Source organism: Hyalangium versicolor (genome assembly GCF_020103695.1).
In the GTDB taxonomy this organism is placed as follows: domain Bacteria; phylum Myxococcota; class Myxococcia; order Myxococcales; family Myxococcaceae; genus Hyalangium; species Hyalangium versicolor.
Genome location: NZ_JAHXBF010000019.1, coordinates 1 through 22,961, shown reverse-complemented (window position 1 = coordinate 22,961; position 22,961 = coordinate 1). Strand labels below are relative to the sequence as shown.

Below are 22,961 nucleotides of genomic sequence, written 5' to 3'. Positions count from 1 at the left end.
TCAATTCGCACGGTGCGAAGCATAATGACCATGAATGAAAGCGCGTTCAACCCACTTCACTCGGATTGAGGGCGAGTCCAACCTGCCCCAGAGGGACCTACCGCCATACTGTTATGGTGGCGCTTTCAAAAGAAGCTTTACTTTCGGAGTAATCAGCTCTACATATGTTTTTAAGGTGGCCGGCGCATACCGATACAGCCGGTGCCTTTGACGCAGCGCAATACACCCTCAAGCCTCAGCGGATGTGGAGCCCCAGGGAGACCTGGAGCCGGCCGGGGTGTGTCCGCGCTCTTCACGGGGAGATGGCAATGAACCGAAACATGGCCTCAACGATGTCCGCGTTGGCCGCCGCGGCCAGTCTGTATTCGATGTATCCGAATGTCTCAGAAGCCGCATCGGTGGCCGATGCGAACAAGACCATCTTCGGCCCCAATGTATATGTCTTCGATACGAGCATGCCGGTCGCGGACATCTCGAATCTCGGTACCACCATCTTCAATGGGCAGGCGGCGGCGGAGTTCAGCACCAACCGCTATGCGCTGCTCTTCAAGCCGGGCACGTACAACGTCAACTTCAACGTGGGTTTCTATACGCACGTGGCGGGCCTGGGGCAGAACCCCGGGGATGTGAACGTCACCGGCGGCATCAACGTGAACGCCGACTGGGACAACGGCAACGCCACCCGGAACTTCTGGCGCACGCTCGAGAACCTCAAGCTGAGCCCGTCGAGCGGCAAGACGCAGATCGCCGTCTCCCAGGCTGCTCCGCTGCGCCGCCTTCACATCGTTGGCGAGCTGGACCTGTTCGACTTCGACGCCAACTGGAACGCGGGCTGGGCCAGCGGCGGCTTCCTGGCGGACTCCAAGGTGGACGGTATCGTCGTTCCCGCCTCGCAACAGCAATGGCTCTCGCGCAACAGCACGTGGACCAGCTGGAACAACGCGGTGTGGAACATGGTGTTCGTGGGGTGCAACAACACGCCGTCCGGCACGTTCCCCGAGCCCCCCTATACGGTGGTCTCCACCACGCCGATCATCCGTGAGAAGCCCTACCTCTATGTGAGCAACACCGGGGCCTACAACGTCTTCGTCCCCGCGCTGCAGACGAACACCACGGGTCTGAGCTGGGCCAACAGCGCCACGCCGGGAACGTCCATCTCCATCGATCAGTTCTACATTGCCCAGGCGGGCACGGCCACGGCCGCCACCATCAACTCGGCGCTGAGCTCGGGCAAGCACGTCCTGTTCACCCCCGGCATCTACCAGCTGAATGACACGATCCGGGTCAACAACGCGAACACCGTGGTGCTGGGCATCGGCGTCGCCACCCTCGTGCCGACGACGGGCAAGCCGGCCCTCTCCGTGGCCGACGTGGACGGCGTGAAGATCGCCGGCCTGCTCTTCGACGCGGGCGCGACCAGCTCGTCCTCTGTCCTCGAGGTGGGCCCCACGGGTAGCTCGGCCAACCACGCCTCCAACCCCACGTCGCTGCACGACATCACCGTCCGGACCGGTGGCGCCACCAACGGCAAGAATGAGGTGGGCATCAAGATCAACAGCAACAACGTGATTGGCGACCACTTCTGGCTGTGGCGCGCGGACCATGGCGCGGGCGCCGCGTGGACCTCCAACACCTCGAAGAACGGCCTCGTCGTCAACGGCGCCAATGTGACCATCTATGGTCTCTTCAACGAGCACCACAACGAGTACCAGACGCTGTGGAACGCCAACGGCGGTCGGGTGTACTTCTACCAGTCCGAGATCCCCTACGACGTGCCCAACCAGGCGTCGTGGATGAGCAAGAACGGCACGGTGAACGGATACGCCTCGTACAAGGTGGCTGACTCGGTGAGCACGCACGAGGCCTGGGGTGTCGGCGTGTACTCTTACTTCCGCGACGCGGCCGTGAAGCTGAACAGCGCCGTCGAGGTCCCCAACGTCACGGGCGTGAAGATCCACCACCTGACGACCATCTGGCTGAACGGCGTGGCTGGCAGCGAGATCACCCACATCGTCAACGACCTGGGTGGGCGCGTCTATGGGAACACCGCCGACTCCATGCGGCAGACCTACTCCGAGTTCGCCGGCACCGGCACCAGCACTGGCGACACCCAGGCTCCGAGCACCCCGGCGAACCTGGCCGCCTCCGCTTCGTCCAGCACCCAGGTCAACCTGACCTGGACTGCCTCCACGGACAACGTGGGCGTCAGCGGCTACGACATCCTCCGCGCCGGGGTGCAGATCGCCTCGACGACGACGAACTCGTTCAGCGACACGGGCCTGGCGGCTTCGACCACGTACAGCTACTCCGTGAAGGCGCGGGATGCGGCGGGCAACGTCTCGGCGGCCAGCAGCACCGTCACTGTCACCACGCCGGCGGGCGGTGGCACGGGGACGGCACTGTCTCGCACGGGTTGGACGGCTACCTCGTCTCCGACGAGCGGTGACGTGCCGTCGAGCCTCTTCGACGGCAGCATGGCCACGCGCTGGAGCACGGGCGCGGCGATGGTCCCCGGCCAGTACCTGGTTGTCGACATGCAGGCGACCAAGACGTTCAACAAGATCGTCCTGGACTCCACCGGCAGCGACGCGGACTACGCCCGCGGGTATGAAGTCTATATCTCGAACGACGGGGCGAACTGGGGCAGCGTGGTCGCCAGCGGCACCGGCAGCGGCCCGGTCCAGACCATCACCTTCTCGGCGAAGAGCGGCCGCTACATCAAGGTGGTGCAGACCGGCACGGCCTCCAGCTGGTGGTCCGCGCGCGAGTTCAACGCGTACTACTGAGATTGTGACTCTTTGGCTCGAGCCCGGGAGGGCGGGGGACTCCCGAGGCTCAGCCGAAGAGGCTCAGATCGCCGGCGTGGGGCCAGGAGAGGGCCTCACGCCCCGAGCTGCGGTGCAGGTCGAAGAGCAGGATGCGCGGTTCGGGGTGGCCCTCCAGGTAGTACTTCACCTTGAGGTGCCACTCGTCCGAAGTCACGTTGCGCAGGGAGGTCACCACCACGTTGCGCTGGCTGAAGTGGTGGCTCACCTGCGCGCTGTAGATGCCTTTCTCGCCCAGCGTCACCACCCGCGTGAGGCGCCGGTACACCGCCTCCGCCATCCAGCTGAAGGGCTGGTAGGAGACAGGGGACGCCACCACGTGGGGAATCGACGGGCGCTTGGCGTGCGCTGGATTGGATGAGTACAGCGTCGAGTAGCCCGGGGTGTGGATGTCTCCGGCCAGCACCACCACGCTCAGTGGACGCTGTCCATGCGGCGGGTTCTGGAGGCTGAAGAGGAAGTCGAGCACCCGGTCCGCCTCGCGCCGGTTGGGCTCGGCGCCCCAGCTGTCGTTCAGGTCGTCCCGCAGGTCGCCGACGTTCTTGTGGAAGCTGCTCACCAGGCTTCGGACGCCTCCGTAGCGCAGTGAGCCCAGCCACGAGAAGAACTGGAGCACGTAGGGCCAGCCGCTGCGCATCATCGCCTCCAGCCCCTGGTGCCCGTGGGAGAAGACGACGGGGCTGCAGAAGAAGAGCACATCCAGGTGCTCACGCTGCGAGGCCACCCAGCGCTCCACCGCCGCGAGCTGCTCCTCCTTCCAGATGCGCCCCTGGCGCACGTTCCGGTTGCTGCGCAGATCCGCCAGCACGAAGCCCGCCCGGCCCACGCGGAAGCAGTTGTCGAAGCCCTGCTCGTAGCCGGGGGTCAGGGGCGGCGGGTTGCGCGCGGCCTGCATGTGCTGGAAGGCCTGCCGCGCGGACACGAACATCCGCTGCCACTTCTGTGTGAAGACGTCCGAGCGCGCGTCCTCGAAGGAGTCCTCCCGCGAGCCCCAGCCGTCGGTGATGTCGTGGTCGTCCCACATCAGATAGGCCGGCAGCTGGCAGAGCACCCGGCGGTAGCGCAGGTCGCTCCAGTACTTGCGGTACATGCCCAGGTAGAGCCCCACGCGCTTTCGTGGGTCCTTCTCCCGCTGCGCCTTGCGCTCGATGTCGTCCGCGTAGATCTGATCGCCGATGAGCAGGGCGAACCGGACGTTGCGGTTGTGCGAGATGATGGCCGGCAGCTCCGCCCACACAGCAAAGCCGTTCTGGCCATCGCGGACCGCCGTCTCCGGGTTGTGGCAGCTCATCACCAGGAAGTCGAGCTGGTGCTCGAAGCCGCCTCGGGGCAGGGTCCGGAAGAAGGTGTCCTCGTGCGTCAATCCGTGGAGGTTGACCTCCGCCAGCCGCGCTTCGTCCCACCACAGCCGGTAGAAGTAGAGCGTGTCCGGCTGGAGCCCCGGTACGGTGGCCACTCCGACGCCGCATTCCTCCTCGGAGAGGACGAGGGGCAGCAGGTGCTCGACGCGGGCGCTGGGGTGGCCCCGGTGGACCGTGACGTAGAGCGTGCGGCGCTCCCCGGGCTTCAGGTCCGCCATGTGCAGCCAGATGCGGGTCTCCGTGTCGGTCGTGTGGCCGAGGAAGGGGCCCAGCAGCTTGCAGTGCCGGTCGAATTGGAAGGCCATGAGGGCGGTTCACTCCTGGATGGTGATGATGACCGAGGCGCGCGCCGCCGTGTCGTCGATCTCTCCGAGGGCGACCTGGACCTGCTCGAACGTCGACGGGTCGTACACGCGCAGGTGGATGTCCTCCAGCGCCGTTTGTGTGCACCAGCGCCTCTTGGGGATGGCCTTCTGTGCCTTCTTGATGATGCGCTTGGAGTTCACCTTCTGGCTGGGGCCCGTGGCCACGAAGAGCTGGCCGATCCGGTAGCGCTTCCCGAGCTGGACGGCGACCAGCGTCCGCGAGGAGGTCGCGTCCGTGCCGGTGGCTTCCTCGGGCACCACCTCCGATTTCAGCCAGCCGAGCTTGTAGAGGCGGCGGTCGATGACATCCGCCAGGCCCTGCTGGCAGCGTGCCCGGTCGGCTCCCTCGGCCACGAGGGTGGGCAGGCCCGCGAGCAGGCACTCCCGGAGGATGGGGGACATCTCCTCGAGCCCCCGGACCTGGGAGGTGGCGAGCATGGGAGTTCCCTCGGGCCAGCAGTTCGTGAGGCGGTCGAGTTCATCGCTCGAACGGATGCCTCGGCAGGAGAGGGTGTCCTCCGAGCGGCCTTCCTCGGAGTCGTCGAGGCTCTTCCACCAGGCGTTCTCTGTTTTGGGAGCGCTGGCACAGGCCGTCAGCATCAGGCCGGCGATGAGGGGCAGGGTGCGTTTCATAGGCGGGGACCTCGGGCGGCTCACCAGCAGGCGGGCCGGCAGGAGCAGATGGTGCAGCCGGACTGCTGGTCGTAGGTGCAGTCCCGGCCGTTGAAGCAGATGGCGCTTCGCGGGGCGCAGTGTCCCGGGAGTGGAGGCCGAGGCCTCTCGTGGCGCGCCACCTTTGGCTTCTTGGGTTTCTGGGGCTTCTCCCAGACGTCGATTGTCACCGGGACGATCTTGTTCTGGGGGTCCGGTTCTCCGCCGATGACCCAGACCGCCCGGAACTTCCTCATCTGGTAGACGCGCGAATGCATCGCCGCCAGGGCGCTCGAGGTGAACCAGGCGTCCTCCGGAATCGCCGCGTAGGCCTTCGAGAGGATGCGCTCCGAGGCTACGCGCCCGCCTTGCTCGGTCCGGTCCACGTGGAGCGCGCCGATCCGGTAGCGGCTCCCGAGCTGGATCGTGAGCGAGGCCTCGGACACATTCGGGGTGCCCGAGGCGGGAGAGACCGTCGCCTCCAGCCAGCCCAATTGGCGCAGTCGGCCCTGGAGGACCTGGGCTGCTCCCTGGTGGCACGCGGAGGGATCCGCCGGGCTGGTCTCCACGGGCAGACCCGTGAGGATGCACTCACGCAGCGGCGTGGCCATCGGCTCGAGCCCGGCGATGGTCAGGCGGGGGGCTCCCTCTGAGGGCAGGCAGGTCTCGGAGAAGGAGGTGGCTCCCACGAGCCGGGTCCCATCGCACACGAGGCTCGGGAGATTCGAGCCCAGGAAGGACTCCAGCGCTTCGTTCTCCGAGTCCTCTGAGGCTCCACGGGACGTGGCGCAGGAGCACAGGAGTGTGCAGCAGAGGACGGAGAGGAAGGAACGCGCCACGGAAACGAGTCGCATCAATACCCCTGATTCAAGACCGCCCTCGCCACGCAAGGGGGGATGGATCAGGCCCGGCCGCCAAGCGGAGTATACCCGGTTGGGCCCCGCGCGCTCCATCGCTATAGGCTGTGCGCCCATGCGCTCTCTGCCCACCTTGTTCCTGGCGCTCGTGTGCGCCTCCGTGACCGTTCTGGGTTGTAAGTCCGAGGAGAAGCCGCCCGTTGAGCAGCCTCCTCCCGAACCGCCCCCGCCGCCTCCGCCGGATTTCCTCCACGTGTCGTCCCCGGACTGGCGGGACCAGATCATCTACTTCGTCATGACGGACCGGTTCGCCAACGGCGATCCGAGCAACGACAACCAGGGTGCTGGCGAGTTCGATCCCGCCAATGGCGCGAAGTACAGCGGTGGAGACCTGAAGGGGCTCCTCAATCGGCTCGACTACATCCAGGGCCTGGGCGCCACGGCTGTGTGGATCACCCCGCCCGTGGCGAACCAGTGGTGGGATCCGCTCGTGAACTACGGCGGCTATCACGGTTACTGGGCGCGCAACTTCACCCAGGTGGATCCCCACCTGGGCACGTTGGCGGACTACCAGCAACTGTCCCGCAGCCTCCACTCGCGAGGCATGTACCTGGTGCAGGACATCGTCCTCAACCACATGGCCAACTGCTTCCGCTACACCACCTACGACCCCACGGATGTCACGGCCCATGTGGTGCGCAACACCGCCGCGAAGCCTGAGTGCGGACCCACGCAGGCACCGTTCGACCAGTGGGATCCCACCAACCCTTCGCACCGCCAGGCCAACATCTTTCATTGGACGCCCACGATTGCCGACTACAACAACTCCACCCAGGAGAAGACCTGGCAGCTGGCCGACCTGGATGACCTGAACACGGAGAACCCCGTGGTCGTCACGGCCCTCAAGGACAGCTACGACTTCTGGCTCCGAGAGGTGGGCGTCGATGGTTTCCGCGTGGACACCGCCTTCTACGTGCAGCCGGAGCTCTTCAAGGACTTCCTCTACTCGCAGGACACGAGCCACCCGGGTGTCCTCTTGCAGGCCCGGAGCCTGGGGCAGGACGGCTTCCTCGCGTTCGGTGAGGGCTACACCTCCGACAAGCCCTTCGAGGACACTGCCTCGCAGAAGGTAGCCTCGTACATGAAGGACCCGAGCACTGGCGAGGATCTGCTGACCAGCATGCTCCACTTCCCGTTGTACCGCACGGCCGGGGATGTCTTGGCTCGGGGCCATCCGACGTCGGAGTTGGCACACCGGCTGGTGCATTCGCAGACGCTGTTTGCTCGGCCGCATCTGATGCCCACCTTCCTGGACAACCATGACGTGGACCGCTTCCTCGCTGGGGGCTCGGAGGCCGCGCTCCGGCAGGCGCTGCTGTTCATGATGACCGTGCCGGGCATCCCCGTTGTCTACTACGGCACCGAGCAGGGCTTCACCGAGCAGCGCGGCTCCATGTTCCAGGCGGGCTTCGGCTCCGGCGGCAGGGATCGTTTCGACACCGCTGCTCCGCTGTACACGCTCATCCATGAGCTGACTGCCCTACGCAAGGCGAACGTGGCCTTCCGCCATGGGGCTCCCACCGTGCTGCGGCAGAACGAGGCTCGCAGCGGCGTGTTCGTGTACAAGATGGAGGGTGAGGGGCAGGTGGCCTTCGTCATCTTCAACACCGCGGACGAGGACGTGCTGCTGGACAACCTGGACACGGGGCTGGCCGATGGCAGTGAGTTGAAGCTGCTCGCGAGCTTGGGGGACGGGGCTGGGGACGTCTACGCGGGGCGTGGGGGCAAGTTGTCCCTCGCGCTGCCTGCTCGCGCGGCCCGGGTGTTCACTCCCACCGGTCAGGTGATTTTGCCTCGTGTCGAGACGGCTCGCATCACCCTGGCCAATACCAATGGAGCCACCGTGGGTGGTGATTTCGAGCTGTCCGGCACCGCCACAGAGGTGTCCTCCTTCAAGGTGGTGGTGGATGGAGCGCTTGGCTCGGCGCTCCCGGTGACGGTGCAGGCCGATGGTTCCTGGCACACCACCGTCAGCGTCGCTGGCATGGTGGATCCGGATATCCAGCACTCGCTCGTGGCTTGGGCCGAGGACCCCCAAGTTCTCTCCGAGACGCTCACCTTCAAGGTCCACCGCGTGTTCTCGACCCTCCTCACCCACGATGATCCGGCGGACGACGACGTGGGCCCCGAGGGCCGCTACCACTACCCCACGGACTCCACCTGGGGAGACAACCACCAGGGCGATCTGCGCCGTGTGACGCTGCTCGGCGCGGGCAATGTGCTGAAGCTCACCCTCCAGACGAAGACGATCACCACCGTGTGGAGCCCGCAGAATGGCTTCGACCATGTGGCCTTCACCGTCTTCATCGACGTGCCCGGCCGCACCGGGCTCACCGTGATGCCTCAGCAGAACGCCTCGCTCCCCACGGGCATGAACTGGGACTACCGGGTCCGTGTCCATGGGTGGTCCAATACCTTGTTCAGTTCACAGGGTGCCTCGGCCTCCAACGAGGGCACTCCGTTCTCGCCTGCCGCCGCCATCGATGTGGATGTGGCCGCCAGCACCGTCACCCTCACGCTGCCGGGCGAGCTGTTCGCGGGGCTGACCTCCCTCAGTGGCGCCAAGGTCTACGTCACCACCTGGGACTACGATGGTGGCTACCGGCCCCTTGTCCCCGCTGCCGAGCAGTGGAAGTTCTGGGGCGGAGACGGCGCGGCGGATCCGATCATCCTGGACGACACGCCCGTGCTCACAATCCCCTGAGCCGGGTGCTCTCGAGGGGCCGCTCGTGCCAGGAGCCCCTGTCGGGAGCGGTGATGCCGAACCTGTAGGACTAGCAGACAGGTTCGGCCAGGCCGCGCCCGACAGGGGCTCTCCGGTGGACGGAGCGAGGACTCGGCGCACGTCCTGGCGCTGGAGTCGGCTCAGCTGGGTTTGCGCTTCGGGGCGGGGCCGGAGATGTCTCGGACGTACAGCTCGGCCATGCGCAGGAGCAGCCAGCGCGTGGCGGGACCCTTCAGCAGGTCCGGGCGGTGCACGATGGACAGCGAGAGGACCCACTCGTCGTCTCCCCAAGCCATGGGCTGGATGCGCACCAGCCGGCCTGCGGCGAGATCCTCGTGCACCATGTGCTCGGGCAGGTTGCCCCAGCCCAGTCCTCCGAGCAGGAGCGCATGCTTGGTGCCCAGGTCCGAGATGCGCCACGTGTTGGAGGACAGGACGCCTTGATCGGGCGTCTGGCGCGCGCCTCCCCGTTCGCTCAGCACGATGTTGACGTGCTCGGCCAGCATCTGCGTCGAGATCGGCCCTTTCACCCGGGCGAGTGGGTGCTCCTTGGCGACGACCGGCACCATCCGGACCGTGGCCAGGTGCTGACGCTCCAGTCCCTGGGCATGGGCTGCCGGGCCGACCACTCCGAGCTGACAGGTTCCATCCACCACCAGCGCCGACACCGCCGAGAGCGTGTCCGTGTGCAGGCGGAGCTGGACGGTAGGGAACTTCTGCGCGAACTCCCGGCACAGCTCTACGAGCACCCGGCTGGGAAGGATGACATCCACGGCCAGGCTGACGCTGGGTTCCAGGCCTCCCACCAGCCCCTCGGCCACCCGCTTGAGCGCATCCACATCCGCGCAGATGCGCCGGGCCGCGGTGAGCAGCGTGCCGCCCTCCGGCGTGAGGGTCGGAATCTTGGTGGAGCGGTCCCAGATGCGCACGCCCAGTTGCGTCTCGAGCGTGGCCATGGAGTGGCTCACCGCCGACTGCACGCGCCGCAGCTTGCGTCCCGCGGCGGAGAAGCTGCCCTCGTCGACCACGGTGATGAAGGCGCGGAGCTGGTCCAGGGTGATGGCATCAGACATGAGGCCGTCATGATGCCAGCCTCCGGTCCGGGGCATAGAGCCAGCCGTAGAGGAGCTTCGTCAGCCTCGGCATGATGACCCAGGTCAACATGGCCACGGGGATGGCCGTCGAGAGCGCCACCCCCAGTGGGAATGGCAGCCCCTTGGGGACGATGAAGCCCAAGAGGATGACCTGGGGCAACAGCGCGCACCACGTCACGAGCGCCATCTTCCACTTGGGCGGCGCCACCCGAGGCGCTGGGTGACCGGGGATGGTGAACCAGGTCTCCAGGCCGCTGCGGACCAGGGGTTGGTCGGGAGCGGTGGCGAGCGCCTCGCCCTTGCGGAGGAGCTCCACCACCTCGGGCGACGTGTGCCAGCGATCGAGATCCGCCTGGCTCGCGAAGCGCAGGAGGATGAAGTAGTCGTGCTCGCCCGCCGTCAACACGCTCGAGCCCTGCAGGGCGAGGGAACCGGTCGCCACTGCCATCACTTCCTTGATCCACTGCTCGAAGGGTTCCTTCGCACCGGGCTTGACCCGCCGCTCCAGCACGATCTTGACGGGCTGGCCCGCATCGATGGTCTTCGTCGCATCCATGGTTCTCTCCGGCCGCCCAGCGGCTGTGGTGCACAAACGGGTGCGCTCGGCTTCCGAGCAGCACCCGGGGTGATGCGGCAGCGAGGGCCTACCGCTTCCCCTCGTTCGCCGCCTCGCCCAGCACCGCCTTCGCGTACTGGATGCCGATGCCGTAGGTGCCCGCGTGCTGCTTCACGATGCCGGTGGTCGCGTCGTAGGTCTCCTGGCGAGCCCAGTCGCGCTGCAGCTCGAGCAGGTACTGGAGCCAGGTGATGGGCTGCGCGCCCGCCTGGATCATCCGCTGGACCGCCATGTCATGGGCCACCGGGCTCGTCCCGCCGCAGGCATCCACGACGACGTAGACCTCGAACCCCTCGCGGAGCGCATCCAGCGTCGGCATCACGATGCAGACCTCCGTCCACAGGCCGGCGATGACGATCTTCTTGCGACCCGTCTTCTTCACCTCGTCGACCACCCGCTTGTCCTCCCAGGTGTTCATCGTCGTCCGGTCGATGATGGTGTTCTGGGGGAACACGTCGCGGAGCTGGCTGAACGTCGGCCCGCTGAAGCTCTTCTCCGCCACCGAGGTGATGATGGTCGGCACGTTGAAGACCTTGGCGGCCTTGGCCAGGCCCGTGGCGTTGTTCACCAGCGTCTGCCCGTCAATCGACTTCACGCCGAAGGCCATCTGCGGCTGGAAGTCGATCAGCAGGAGGACGGAGTTCTGGGGGTTCAGCAGGGTGGGGACGTTGGCAGGGGTCGTCATGGCTCGCTCCGGTTGAGTTGCGCAGCGGTGTGCTGCGCTTCTGAAAACAGAGTGGCTCAGCCATGGCGAGATGAGAACCCACAATCCCTTCATCTCATCCATCGACCCAACAGATGGATGAGCGCAGGGCCCCCTGGCAGCAAGCAACAATGCGGCTTACGGGTAGCGGACGGGCGGCGGGTCCTCGGGCAGCGGAATGAACTCCGTCTCCTGAGGCACCGGGGTGAAGCGGCCGCCCTTCCAGTCGGCCTTCGCCTCCTCCAGCCGATCCCTCGAGCTCGAGACGAAGTTCCAGAAGATGTAGCGCGGCCCATCCATCGGCTCGCCGCCGAGCAGCATCATCCGCGCCGGAGAGGAGGCCTGGATGACGAGCTCGCTCCCAGGGCGGAAGATGAGCAGCTCGCCCGGGTTGAACACGATGCCGTCCAGCTCCACCGTGCCCTCGACGAGGTAGAGCGCTCGCTCCTCGTACTCGGCGGGGACCTGCAGGCGAGCACCCGCTTCCAGCACCACGTCCGCGTAGAACAGTGCCGACAGCGTCTTCACCGGCGAGCGCTTGCCATGAAGCGAGCCCGCGATGAGGTGCATCCGCACGCCCTCTCCCTCGACGAAGGGCATCGTGTCGGAGGGGTGGTGGACGAAGGAGGGCTCGGTCTCCTCGTACTGCTTCGGCAGCGCCACCCAGGCCTGGATGCCGAAGAGCTTGTTGCTCGAGGCCCGCACCTCCGGAGCCGTGCGCTCGGAGTGCGCGATGCCTCGCCCCGCCGTCATCCAGTTCACCGCGCCGGGCCGGATGGCCTGCACCGTGCCCAGGCTGTCCCGGTGGAGCACCTCTCCCTGGAAGAGATAGGTCACCGTGGCCAGGCCGATGTGCGGGTGGGGCCGCACGTCGATGCCCTTGCCCGCCTCGAAGTCCGCGGGCCCCATCTGATCCAGGAAGATGAAGGGGCCCACCATCCTGCGCCGCGCGGAAGGCAGCGCTCGCTTCACCAGGAAGTGGTCACCGAGGTCCCGCGTGGGAGCGATGAGCAGGTGCTCCAACTCGGGGTGGGACCGCGTCTCGCTCGTGTCTTCCACGCTCATACGGTTCCAGGAGCGGCGCGCCGCCCGTTACTCCGTCACGCCCGAGTTCACGTCCGAGCGAGCGCCCTCTCCGCTGGGCGTCTCCTTCTCGGCACGCTTGGAGCGGCGGCCCCCGCTGCCCACGAGGATGTCCACCCACATGTTGCTGATGCCGAAGTTGCGGTCCGGCGTGGCGAAGTGGTGCGCCATGTGGTGAGAGCGCAGCGCCTTACCGTACGCCGTGCGCGGCGTGAGGTGATGCGTGGCCCAGTGGGTGAAGTCGTAGAACAGGTAGCCCCAGACGATGCCGCAGAAGTACGGAAGCGTCTGCACCGGGTGGCCCACCAGCCACAGCAGCCCGCCGATGATGAGGGCCAGCGGGATGCTCGCGCCCAGCGGCATCACCAGCCGCGTCGCATCGTCCGGGTACTTGTGGTGGTAGCCGTGGGCAATCTCATGCACCCGCCGGGTGAAAGGGCCGTTGCCCTCCCAGTGGAAGAAGTAGCGGTGGATGCAGTACTCCATGCCGATCCACGTCAGCACGCCCAGCGGCACGAAGAGCAGGCTCATCCCCACCGTCGTCCGCCCCGTGTAGTGGGCCCACACGAAGAGCGCCAGCGTGAGCGGGATGTAGAAGATGAACGGAAGCGAAGGGTGGACCTTCGAGCATGCCTCGAGAAAGTTGTTCTCGAACATGCGGCCGGCTTGGTGTCTGAGGTAGGGACGGCTCATAGCGCACGACCTCTTTAGCAGGGAAAGGGCGAACCGCTGGTAGCCCTTTGTACTCGAAGTGTCTCCTCAGGTGCCCGTGGCTCCCGGAGGAGTGAATCGTTGGGTTTCAGTGCCCTCGCGCGCCGCCCTCGCCGCCCACGCGGAGGCGAAGTCTGCCAGCCCCCGGAGCTGCCTGTCGTTCAAAGTCGCCTGCCAGCGCGCCTGCCGCAGCGCCCGGTACGCCGCTGTCGCCTCCGCGCCCTGCGCCACCATCACGGCCAGCCCCATGAGCGGCCCGCGCCCCACGCCGTGCTCGCAGTGCGTGTAGAGACGGGCCCCCGCTTTCAGCCGAGGCACCGCCCATTCCACGCCCTTCATCAGTTGCTCCACCGAGGGCGGGTAGCGGTCCGGCACCGGCACGTGCAGCAATTCGATGCCCAGGGCCGCCAGCGCCGCCGCGTCGTCACAGCGCTCGGCGCGCAAGTCGATGACCGCGGTGATGCCCTCGGCTGCCAGCGCCGTGTACTGCGAGCGCGGCACCGAGCCGCCCACCCACAGCCACTCGTTCACCCGCGAGACGTTCATTCCGCGCCCCGGCAGCTTTGTCGTCCACTCCACCACGCGCGCCACCGAGCGTAGCACCTGCTTGCGCACCCAGCCGCGCATGCCGGGGACATGGTGCACCTCTCGCAGCAGCGAGACGTTCACGGTGCACCTCGGGAGCCGGTGGACATGCGGCGCACCTCAGCCCTCGTCCTGCGTGACTTCCATCACGCCCGGCACGTCCGGCTGTCCCGGCCGCACCAGCACGGCCCGCATGAGGTACGTCACCGGCGAGCCGACCACCGGCTTCACCAGGCTGCCCAGCACACCCAGGTCCTGCACCGGAGCGCTGCGCAGCATCAGCGAGGTGGAGCGCACCGTGAGCGGGCCGTCAGGGCCACTCAGCTCCGCCTCCCACGAGGCGATCTTCTTGGATCTGCCATCGTCCAGCCGGCGCAGATCGAAGCGCTGCAGCACCTGCGGCTCGCTGCCGGAGCTCCACAGGTAAGCGGGGCCGAAGCTGCCATCGAAGCCCTCGCGGGCCAGCAGCAGCACGTTGGTGTCGCCGCGCACGGCGCGGAAGCGCACCCAGCTGCGCGCCAGCTTCGCCGGGGCCACCGTGGAGTGCGAGTGGTCTCCATAGCCGCCACCGGTCAGCTCCAGCAGCGCGTCCGAGCCCGGCAGCCGCAGGCTCACCTTCGCCTTGGTGAAGGGCAGCAACACCTCGTGGCGGTAGCGCGAGTTGCCGACGATGATCTCGGAGCCCGAGGGAGCGGTGGGCGAGGGCGGATCGCTGAACGAGATGGTCAGCAGGCCGTTGTCCAGCGGCACGGAGATATAGGTGCCGCTGCCCGCGTGCAGGGTGCACGGGCCCATGCGCAGTGTGGTGGTGGCGGCGTCATAGCCCCACTCGTCCGAGTCCACCTTCACCTGCGGCGTCCACGGCTTGCGGCCCGGGCGCAGCACGGTGGCCCGGCACACGCCGTTGCGCGAGCCCGGTCCCAGGTTCGTCACGGAGAACTGCGTGGAGACGAAGGAGCCGTCCTCGAGATCCACCATGAAGCTGAAGCTCTCGCCGTAGTTGTCGTTCGACGAGGGCAGCGGTTCCAGCACCGCGCCCGCCCCCGCCAGCAGGGGCAGGGTGAGCGCGGCGAGCAACGTCAGGGGTGACAGTCTGTCATGCCGCATGAGGGCGCTCCATGAGCGCCTCCGGCGGGTCATTGAAGACGTAGTCCCGCTGGAGGGGGAGGTTCCACGCGAAGTACACCGCCCCGCGAGCCAACCACCAACCCAGCGTGTACGCCAGTTGCGGGTGCAGCGTCAGTAGCGCGACGCCCCCAGCGTTGAGCAGCGCGCTGGTGGCGCTGACCAATGTATAACGGGCGAGCTGTGGCGCCACCGCACTGTGGCTCCGGAACGTCACGATTCTGTTGATGGAGTAGTTCACCACTCCGCCCAGCACGCACCCCAGCGCCGTGGCAATCGCCGGCGACAGGCCGCCCCACTCCACCATGGCCAGCACTGCCATGAAGTCCACCGCCGTGGCGATGGCACCGGCCAGAGCGTTGAGGCCGAACACCGTGAACCCCGAGCGCTTGCCCGGCACGCGCGGCGGCGGCGGAGCCAGCGCGTTGACGAGCGCGCGGAACCGCGAGGCGGCCGTCACGTTGCTCATGATGGCCACGAAGACCAGGCCCACCACGGCCAGCCAGTGCATGGGGTGCTTCTGCTCGGGGAACCAGATGGCCTCGAAGATGGGCGAGAGCGCCACGCCTACGCCCAAAAAGAGCACCCGCTCCAGCCGCTGCATGGCGCCGCCGCGGATGTTGATGCCCAGGCCCTCGCCGCGGGCGCGCACGTACGGCACCAGCGAGGTGCCCAGGAAGGCCACCAGCACCGGCAGCAGCACCCAGTTGTCCCGGTAGTACCAGGCCAGGCCCATCAGCATGGCCGAGTCCACGTACCTGTCGAGCACCGAGTCCAGCGCCGCGCCGGCCGGGTTGGCCTGCTTGCGCACGCGGGCCACGCGCCCGTCCATTACATCCAGGATGCCGGCGCTCAGGAAGAGCCAGCCGCCCAGCGTGAAGCGCCCGGCCGCCACCGCCACGCCGGAGCTCACGCCCAGCAGGCCCGACAGCATGGACAGCGCGTTGGCCGGCAACCCCGAGTGGTACACCACCTTCCACAGGGGCTGGATGACCCAGAAGAAGTAGTGGCGCAGGAACATGCCCACCAGGATGGTGCTGCCTCGCTTCAGCGTCTCCTCGTCCTGGGGCACGCCCTTGATGGCGCAGCGGACGAGGAACAACAACAGCCCCAGGATGAAGTAGGCGCACGCAAACAGCGCTGGGGCGAGCGCCGTCCAGATGCGGGCGGAGGGAGAAAGGTCTCCCATGATCCATGCGGCCAGGGTGTCAAGCACGGCTGTCTCCTCCGGGCATGAGCGGGACGGCCGCCACGGCAGGAGATTCACGCCGACCGAGGGCGTACTCCACGACCGTGCAGGCGACCAGGGCTGCTGCCACGCCCGCCATGACGTCCAGGATGTAATGGTGTTGCAGATAGATGGCAGAAAATGCCACCAGCGCCGCGAAGGCCCCCGCTCCTACGCGCCACGCCCGGCCCTGCCGCCACACCTGCCAGGTGACGAGGACGGGGTAGGCACAGTGCAGCGAGGGCATGGCGCCGAAGATGTTGGGGTTGCGGGCGTAGAACTTCGCGAAGTAGCTGATGCCCAGCAGCGCGTCGAAGCGCGCGGTGCCTGCGGGGCTCGGCAAGGCCGTGAGGTCCGCGGGACCGGGGCCGTACTTCATCACGTACCAGGGAGGCGCCGCTGGATAGAGCATGTACGTCACCAGCCCCAGGGTGTTCACCAACATGAAGGACCAACAGACGAACTCGAAGCGCGGGTGCTTGCGGAAGAAGTAGAGCAGCACCAGGCCGAAGACTTCGTAGATGTACGCCGCGTAGGAGAAGCCGCAAAAGAAGTCGAGTACCGCGTGGGTGCGTGAGGCGAAGTAGGACGGCCACGTCTGTCCGTCCGGCGCGGGGAAGAGATGGCGCTCCAGCTCCCACAGCTCGCCGGTGTGGATGTGGCCGCGCAGCGGCAGCCAGAGCCACTGGTTGTCCATCAGGACACCGGTGAGCCACAGGGGGAAGGCCCCCCGCAAAAAGCGCCGCGGCCCGGGGCCGGCGAAAGCCAGGCCCACGAGCAACAGGTCCGCCGCGGCGTGCTCCCACCGCAGCTTCCCCATCGCGGCGACGAAGACGAGGTGGCTCGCGCCCATCACGGTCACGAGCCACTGGAACGTCTTCGACCCGGTCTTATCGGGCGAGGGGGAGGTCATCTCCGTAGTAGTCGAGTCCGAGGTGGGTGATGGGCTCTTCGCCAGCGATCGCGCGCAGCGTGTTCTTCAGCTTCGTCGTCTGGATGAAGAGATCGTGCTCAACCTGCAGACCCTCCAGCGCCATGGGGCTCTTGAAGTAGAAGGACAGCCACTCCTGGATGCCCTTCCACTCCAGGCGCTTGGCCAGGTCCAGGAACAGGGCGATGTCCAGCACCAGCGGCGCGGCCAGGATGGAGTCGCGGCACAGGAAGTTGATCTTCAGCTGCATGGGGTAACCCAGCCAGCCGAAGATATCGATGTTGTCCCAGCCCTCCTTCGCGTCGCCGCGCGGCGGGTAGTAGTGGATGGACACCTTGTGGCTCACGTTGCCGTAGAGCTGCGGGTACTGGTCCGGCTGCAGGATGGTGTCCAGCACGCCCGCCTTCGTCACTTCCTTGGCCTTGAAGGCCTGCGGATCGTCCAGCACCTCGCCGTCGCGGTTGCCCAGGATGTTGGTGGAGAACCAACCCTGCAGGCCCAGCATGCGCGCCTTGAGCGCCGGCGCGATGACCGTCTTCATCATCGTCTGGCCGCTCTTGAGGTCACGCCCCGCTACCGGCAGCCCCTCCTTGCGCGCCAGCTCCTGCAGCGCGGGGGTGTCCACCGAGGTGTTCGGCGTGGCGTTGGCGAAAGGCACGCCCTCCTTGAGGGCTGCGTACGCGTACAGCAGCGTGGGGTTGATGGACTTGTCGTTGGCATCCAGCGCCTTCTCCAGCGCGTCCAGCGAGTGCGTGGCCGGCGGGTTGCCCGTGTACGTCTCCACCGAGGCGGTGACGATCATCACCGCGCGCTTGGCACCCAGCTCCTTCTTGAAGTCGCGGATGTCCTGGCGCAGCGCCTCGATGCTCTCGCGGTGCGTCTTGGTGTCCTTGATGTGGTTGGCGGCGATGCGGCGCACGAACTCGGGGTTGTGCACGCCCTTCTTCGGGACGATCTTCTCCAGCGCGGGGCGGACCAGCTCCTGGTGCTCCTTGCTCAGCACGTCCGAGCGGGCGGCCACCTGCGCCGCGTTCTCGCTGATGATGTCCCAGGCGCCGAAGACGACGTCATTCATGTGAGCCAGGGGAACCAGCTCCTGGATCTTCACGGTGCGCCCGTCGGTGCGCTTGCCCAGGCGGGCGGTGCCCATCTGCGTGAGCGAACCCACTGGCAGGCCCTTGCCCTGGCGAACCATCTCGACACCCGCGATCAGCGTGGTGGCAACCGCGCCGAGACCCGGCAGCAGGATCGCCAGCTTCCCCTCGGGCTTGGACACTGCCCTTCCCTTAGTAGTCATGTGTAGGCTTCCTTCGAGAACGGGCGGCCCGCCCTCGTTGAGACACCTCGAGTCCGCTCTACGCGGCAGGCTCCGGCCGGGCACTGTCCCCCTTGAAGGGGAAACTCTCGGATGCGGATGGTTGATACTCTAAAGCGTTTTGAAGTTCAACGCCGCTCCGTTACCACGATTTCACTGCAACACCGCTTGCGCGCCGGGGTGGCACTGAAGGCAGCCCGTTCGCTTCGGTGAGTAAAAGAGTGTCCGAAAAAAAGACGCACCCACCGGGCGCGAGACAGGCGCCGGGTGGGGGCGTGAGCTAAATATCTGGAAACGCTCAGCTCTGCGAAGTCGCCTCGGCGGTCGCCTGGCCGGTTTTCCTCATGCCTGGGAATGCCCCAGGGGTGGCCTTTCTCTCCTTATATATGCGGGGAGCGGCGTGACTCAGTGCAGCGAGGCGTCCGAGTCCACCTGCACCTTGGCGTTGTCCCCAGGCCGGTACTGCTCTCCGGTGAGGACGGCCTTGGCGAAGCCGATGAGCTGCACCATGCGGCTGTTGGGTATGTCCCAGTACTCCGCCTTCTCCACCTTGACGCACAGCAGGGCAAGCTCGGGATCATCCAGGCCCTTGGGGAACCAGGCCTTGAGGGTGGGGTTCCACAGCTCGCGGGCCTTCTCCTTGTCGAGCACCAGCCGGCAGCGGCCGCTCACGGAGATGTAGCGGTCCTTGGAGGGGTCCGCGTACGAGAGGTTCACGTGGTGATCGTGCTCCACCTCGTCCACCTTGGCCGAGTGCTCGCGGGTGAAGAACCACAGCTCGCCGTCGAAGTCGCGATCATGCGTCCACATGGGCCGGCTGCGCAGACTGCCGTCCGCATCGATGGTGCTCATCATCGCCACCTTGATGCCGTGGATGAGCTCGCCCAAGTGGGTGATGGCGTCCTGTTGCCCCTGCTCCGTGCCCTTGTGCTCTGCCTTCTTCTTGGACATTCATGCCTCCCGCGCTGAGGGTAAGCAGCGGTGGGGAACGAGGACACCCGGCGTGAAGCAGGGGAGCCTCGCTAGGAGGGGAGGCAGGCGGCCGGGGGCTCAGAGGCCGAGGTGCTTGAGCATCTTCGCCCGCATCTTGTCGTCGGGCAGGCGGCCGAAGCCGGCCTTGAGGTTGTCGTCGAGGTGCTTGGGGTTGCTGGTGGCGGGGATGGGGCAGGTGACGGCGGGGTGCCCGAGGATGAACTTGAGGAAGTACTGGGCCCAGCTGGTGCAGTCGAACTCGGCGGCCCACGGGGGCAGGGGCTTGCCGCGGACCTTCTCGAAGAGGCCGCCCTGCTCGAAGGGGCTCATGACGAGCACGGCCACGCCCTGGTCGGCGCAGGCCGGGAGCAGGCGTGCCTCGGCGTCGCGCTGGACGATGGAGTAGGGCAGCTGCACGAAGTCCAGCGCCTCCTGGCGGACGAGCTTCTCCATCTGCTCGAAGGAGGAGGGCTGGTAGTGGGTCACGCCCACGTAGCGGATGCGGCCGGCCTGCTGCCACTCGCGCAGCGTGGCCAGGTGGGTCTTCGCGTCCACCAGGTTGTGCACCTGCATGAGGTCCATGCGCCCGTGGCCCATGCGCTGCACGGAGGAGGTCATCTGTTGCACGCCCTCGGCGCGCCCCATGGTCCACACCTTGGAGGCGAGGAAGGGCGTGCGGGACTGGTCGAGCTCCCCGAGCAGCTCGCCCACCACCTGCTCGGCGCGGTCATACATGGGCGAGGAGTCGATGACGCGGCCGCCGCGCTCGAGGAAGCGCTTGAGCACATCCTTCAGGGGGGCGCGCTCCTTGGGGGTGGCGCCCACGTTGAAGGTCTGCCAGGTGCCGAGTCCGATGGCGGGGAGCTGCTCTCCGGTGCGAGGGATGGGGCGGGTGAGCATGCGTTTCTCCTCAGGAGCGGGGCCGGCGCCCAGGAGCAGCGCGCTGCCGAGCCCTGCGGCGAGGAGCTCCCGGCGCGAGGGGCCCGTGCGTTGCAGGGAGGGGTTGTCATCCATGGCCACAGCCTAACGCCTCCGACCGACGAACTCTGCCCTGGCAGGGCGCCAGGTGTTTCTCATAACACTGGACTCAGTTCCCGGTGTCACCTGGGACGAAGTGCCTGCCGGCGTCCCGCGGGAGCTGGTTCATTCACTCGATCATCGGTTCGGAGAGCGTGCGCGCATCCGGTTGTTCTTGGGCTGGTGCTCGAGCTCCGCGAGCCCGAGCGCCTCGAGCACGGGGGGGACGTACACTCCGAACCGTCCGCGCAGGCCCTTCTTGAGGCCATACCAGCCGCCCACGGGATTCTTGGGAGATCGCCCCCAGGCCTCCACGCTTCCTTCTGGTGCGGGCTTCTGTTCGTCCGCGCCTCCCAGGGGAATCCAGTCTCCATGGGAGGTGAGCATGGCGTGCAGCTCTTCGATGCAACGGAGGTGGTAGCGCAGCTCGGTCTTTCCCACGCGCACGACGAGCGCGGGTGGGTCCAGCGTGTCGTCTCGGAACGCCTCGAATGCAGATGTTCCAGGCGGAGTCTTCAGCTTCCAGGGTTGTTCCCGCGTCCCGGGGGTGCTGGAGCCCGCGGCCTGCTTCTTCGCTGCGGGCTTCTTCGCTGCGGGCTTCTTCGCTGCGGACTTCTTCGCTGCGGACTTCTTCGCTGCGGGCTTCTTCCTGGCTGCCATGTTCCCCCCCCACGTGAATTGCCGACGAGGCGAGTGTCGCTCGCCGGGCGGAAGGCAGCAGATTAAGCGAACGGCGCGCAGGGCTCCACGGTGCTGGCTCAGGGCGCGAGCGGGCTGTCCGATAGGCCGCGCGTCTGATGGCAGCCCATCAGGGGTTGAATCACCCAGGGTTTGACGCTAGCAAAGGACACCCTCTCCACCGGTAGGCTCCCTCCATGGGCATCAAGACTGGCGATCAGGCTCCTGACTTCACACTGCCGAAACAGGACGGCACCTCCGTCAACCTGAAGGCGTTGCTCCAGAAGTCGGCCGTGGTCCTCTACTTCTACCCGAAGGACGACACGCCGGGCTGCACCAAGGAGGCGTGCTCGTTCCGGGACTCGTACGAGTCCTTCAAGGAGGCGGGGGCCGAAGTCGTGGGGATCAGCTCGCAGTCGACAGCCTCGCACGAGGCGTTCGCGGCCCGGCACCGGTTGCCGTTCACACTGGTGAGCGACGAGGGCGGCAAGGTCCGCAAAGAGTATGGCGTCCCCACCACGTTGGGGTTGCTGCCCGGGCGCGTGACGTATGTCATCGACCAGAGCGGCACCGTCCAGCACGTGTTCAACTCGCAGCTCAACGCGACGAAGCACGTCACCGAGGCGCTCCAGGTCATCCAGAAGCTCCGGGGCGCGCAGGCTTCCTGAGGCCAGGAGCTCGGCCATCTTGATGGCTCATCTGCTCACTACTCGACCGGGCAGGTCGGCGGCACGGAAGTGTGCGGACGTCAGGGTGGCCTGCTACAGGCTCAGGAATCATCATGCTAGAAGGCTTGCCAGCCATGGCTGAGACCCCTGAGCAGAAGCGCCCTGTGGCGCCGGCTTCGACCGAGAGCCCGACTCGTCTGACGGACGAGGACGTGGAGCGCTTGGCTGCCGAAGGGCTCCGTCTGCGTCGTGCTCTCGAAGAGCGCGTGGCCAGGCCGACGTCGTCGAGCACCTCGGAGACTCATATCCGCTTTCGCTGAGGGATGATGGGGACCCTGGCGCTGTCGATCCGGTCGGTTGCTTTCAGTACCGACGCCTTCCTGGCCGAGGTCGCGAGGGCCAGTGGAGCGCCTGCGGGTGCGGAGCCGGCAACCCAGGCGAGGTACCTTGCCTCCTATCTCCAGAATCTTGAGGCTGCGGCGAGGACGCTCCTGGTCGAGGAGCCGTACATCGACCGGCATTATCTGGAGGAGTACACGGGCTATTACGCCACCGTGCTCCAGGCGCCTTCCTCCCGCACTGTGCGGTTGCACTTCTTCCGGCAGGATTGGGGCAGTCGGGCGAAGGAGGAACTTCTCAAGCTCGTTACAAGTGTGGGGCCGAGCGATGCGGCCAAAACGCTGGAGGGCGACTATCTGGGCTTTGTCGTGATTCGGCCTCTGCCGGGCGCTCCGATCGGGCGTACCGTGCTCCAGCCTTATTCGAACCCAGAGAAGCACCGGTGCTTCGAGCCAGCCAGCACGCAACATGATGTTCATCTGTTGGGCATGACGCTCAAGGTGCGCGGTGTGCCGTTCCAACAGCAGGACCAGGGAGTCGGTGCCTGCGCGACCACGGCGCTCTGGTCCGCGCTGGCCCGTGTCACGCGTGCGGATGGGGGGCGCGCGGTGACCCCGCTCGCGGTCACGCTGGCCGCGACGCGCACGCTCACCCTGGGCCGAGCGTTTCCCGCCAGCAAGGGCCTGGAGAGATCGCAGCTACTCGAGGCGATTCGGCACGTCGGGTATGCACCCGAGGTGCTCGACCCGCATGCAGATGCAGCGCTCTTCCAGCTTGTGCTCAAGTGCTACGTGCGCTCGGGGATCCCCCTCATCCTCAACCTCTCCAAGAAGGAGTGGCGCGAGAACCACGCTGTCACCGTCGTGGGGTACCGGGACAGTGATTCCGGTGCGGATGCGGCCGAGATTGGCTACTCCCAGCCGGGTGTGAGTTAGGAGCCGCGCAGAAATAAAGTTTCAGTTTGGCCGGAGGGTGTAATTCCACTCACCATGGAAGTTGGAGCGCTCAAGGTGAAGGGCGGCCATCTGCTCGCGGCTGACGTCGACGCCTAT

The 22,961-nt window shown here is 66.7% G+C and carries 20 protein-coding genes; 4 read left to right on the top strand and 16 right to left on the bottom strand.

The features are described 5' to 3' along the window. Positions 1-320: 320 nt before the first annotated feature. Positions 321-2,786, top strand: a complete 2,466-nt coding sequence (locus tag KY501_RS34240; protein WP_373691671.1) for a pectate lyase-like domain-containing protein — start codon at positions 321-323, stop codon at positions 2,784-2,786. Positions 2,787-2,835: 49 nt separating this feature from the next. Here the strand turns inward: KY501_RS34240 and KY501_RS34235 are convergent, their stop codons facing one another. From KY501_RS34235 to KY501_RS34225, 3 genes are read right to left on the bottom strand one after another with little or no spacing between them, the layout of a single operon-like run. Next, positions 2,836-4,491 (bottom strand): alkaline phosphatase D family protein, encoded by a 1,656-nt coding sequence (locus KY501_RS34235; RefSeq protein ID WP_224367900.1) that lies wholly within the window; start codon positions 4,489-4,491, stop codon positions 2,836-2,838. 9 nt (positions 4,492-4,500) lie between these two features. Further along, on the bottom strand, positions 4,501-5,184 hold the full coding sequence (locus tag KY501_RS34230) for a hypothetical protein (RefSeq protein WP_224367899.1): 684 nt from the start codon (positions 5,182-5,184) through the stop codon (positions 4,501-4,503). A 20-nt stretch (positions 5,185-5,204) separates the two neighbouring features. Beyond that, positions 5,205-6,056 carry a hypothetical protein gene (locus KY501_RS34225; protein WP_224367898.1) on the bottom strand — a complete coding sequence of 284 codons (852 nt, stop codon included), beginning with the start codon at positions 6,054-6,056 and terminating at the stop codon, positions 5,205-5,207. Between the two features lie 118 nt (positions 6,057-6,174). Here KY501_RS34225 and KY501_RS34220 point away from each other — a divergent pair, with 118 nt between their 5' ends. Beyond that, positions 6,175-8,823, top strand: a complete 2,649-nt coding sequence (locus tag KY501_RS34220) for an alpha-amylase family glycosyl hydrolase (protein WP_224367897.1) — start codon at positions 6,175-6,177, stop codon at positions 8,821-8,823. 161 nt (positions 8,824-8,984) lie between these two features. Here the strand turns inward: KY501_RS34220 and KY501_RS34215 are convergent, their stop codons facing one another. From KY501_RS34215 to KY501_RS34155, 13 genes are all read right to left on the bottom strand, one after another. Beyond that, entirely contained in the window at positions 8,985-9,917 is a 933-nt protein-coding gene (locus KY501_RS34215; RefSeq protein WP_224367896.1) for a LysR family transcriptional regulator, read from the bottom strand. Between the two features lie 7 nt (positions 9,918-9,924). Continuing rightward, positions 9,925-10,494 carry a putative antibiotic biosynthesis monooxygenase gene (locus KY501_RS34210; RefSeq protein WP_224367895.1) on the bottom strand — a complete coding sequence of 190 codons (570 nt, stop codon included), beginning with the start codon at positions 10,492-10,494 and terminating at the stop codon, positions 9,925-9,927. A gap of 88 nt (positions 10,495-10,582) precedes the next feature. After that, a complete protein-coding gene (locus tag KY501_RS34205) occupies positions 10,583-11,239 on the bottom strand; it encodes a hydrolase (protein ID WP_224367894.1) in 657 nt (218 codons plus the stop codon). Between the two features lie 156 nt (positions 11,240-11,395). After that, the gene (locus KY501_RS34200; RefSeq protein ID WP_224367893.1) at positions 11,396-12,322 is read right to left on the bottom strand and encodes a pirin family protein; all 927 of its coding nucleotides are present in this window, start codon (positions 12,320-12,322) and stop codon (positions 11,396-11,398) included. Positions 12,323-12,349: 27 nt separating this feature from the next. Next, positions 12,350-13,033, bottom strand: coding sequence for a sterol desaturase family protein (locus KY501_RS34195; RefSeq protein ID WP_224367892.1), 684 nt, complete (start codon positions 13,031-13,033; stop codon positions 12,350-12,352). 66 nt (positions 13,034-13,099) lie between these two features. Beyond that, positions 13,100-13,720 (bottom strand): protein-tyrosine phosphatase family protein, encoded by a 621-nt coding sequence (locus KY501_RS34190; protein ID WP_224367891.1) that lies wholly within the window; start codon positions 13,718-13,720, stop codon positions 13,100-13,102. Between the two features lie 36 nt (positions 13,721-13,756). Further along, positions 13,757-14,743 (bottom strand): hypothetical protein, encoded by a 987-nt coding sequence (locus tag KY501_RS34185; protein ID WP_224367890.1) that lies wholly within the window; start codon positions 14,741-14,743, stop codon positions 13,757-13,759. Beyond that, the gene (locus KY501_RS34180; protein ID WP_224367889.1) at positions 14,733-15,977 is read right to left on the bottom strand and encodes a GtrA family protein; all 1,245 of its coding nucleotides are present in this window, start codon (positions 15,975-15,977) and stop codon (positions 14,733-14,735) included. The genes KY501_RS34185 and KY501_RS34180 overlap by 11 nt, the downstream gene beginning before the upstream one ends. Then, positions 15,970-16,902 (bottom strand): phosphatase PAP2 family protein, encoded by a 933-nt coding sequence (locus tag KY501_RS34175; RefSeq protein ID WP_224367888.1) that lies wholly within the window; start codon positions 16,900-16,902, stop codon positions 15,970-15,972. Before KY501_RS34175 ends, KY501_RS34180 begins: the two co-directional genes overlap by 8 nt. Continuing rightward, on the bottom strand, positions 16,880-18,217 hold the full coding sequence (locus tag KY501_RS34170; RefSeq protein ID WP_224367887.1) for an inositol-3-phosphate synthase: 1,338 nt from the start codon (positions 18,215-18,217) through the stop codon (positions 16,880-16,882). Before KY501_RS34170 ends, KY501_RS34175 begins: the two co-directional genes overlap by 23 nt. 423 nt (positions 18,218-18,640) lie before the next feature. Further along, positions 18,641-19,186: a pyridoxamine 5'-phosphate oxidase family protein gene (locus tag KY501_RS34165; RefSeq protein WP_224367886.1), complete on the bottom strand. Its 546-nt coding sequence runs from the start codon at positions 19,184-19,186 to the stop codon at positions 18,641-18,643. A 99-nt stretch (positions 19,187-19,285) separates the two neighbouring features. Further along, positions 19,286-20,221, bottom strand: coding sequence for an aldo/keto reductase (locus KY501_RS34160; RefSeq protein ID WP_224367885.1), 936 nt, complete (start codon positions 20,219-20,221; stop codon positions 19,286-19,288). Positions 20,222-20,362: 141 nt separating this feature from the next. After that, a complete protein-coding gene (locus tag KY501_RS34155) occupies positions 20,363-20,884 on the bottom strand; it encodes a DUF6855 family protein (protein WP_224367884.1) in 522 nt (173 codons plus the stop codon). A 215-nt stretch (positions 20,885-21,099) separates the two neighbouring features. On the opposite strand from KY501_RS34155, the gene KY501_RS34150 reads away from it, so the two are divergent. Together KY501_RS34150 and KY501_RS34145 are read left to right on the top strand one after the other, a co-directional pair. Further along, positions 21,100-21,570: a peroxiredoxin gene (locus tag KY501_RS34150; protein ID WP_224367883.1), complete on the top strand. Its 471-nt coding sequence runs from the start codon at positions 21,100-21,102 to the stop codon at positions 21,568-21,570. Between the two features lie 323 nt (positions 21,571-21,893). Continuing rightward, the gene (locus KY501_RS34145) at positions 21,894-22,844 is read left to right on the top strand and encodes a hypothetical protein (RefSeq protein ID WP_224367882.1); all 951 of its coding nucleotides are present in this window, start codon (positions 21,894-21,896) and stop codon (positions 22,842-22,844) included. The last annotated feature ends 117 nt before the right edge of the window (positions 22,845-22,961 follow it).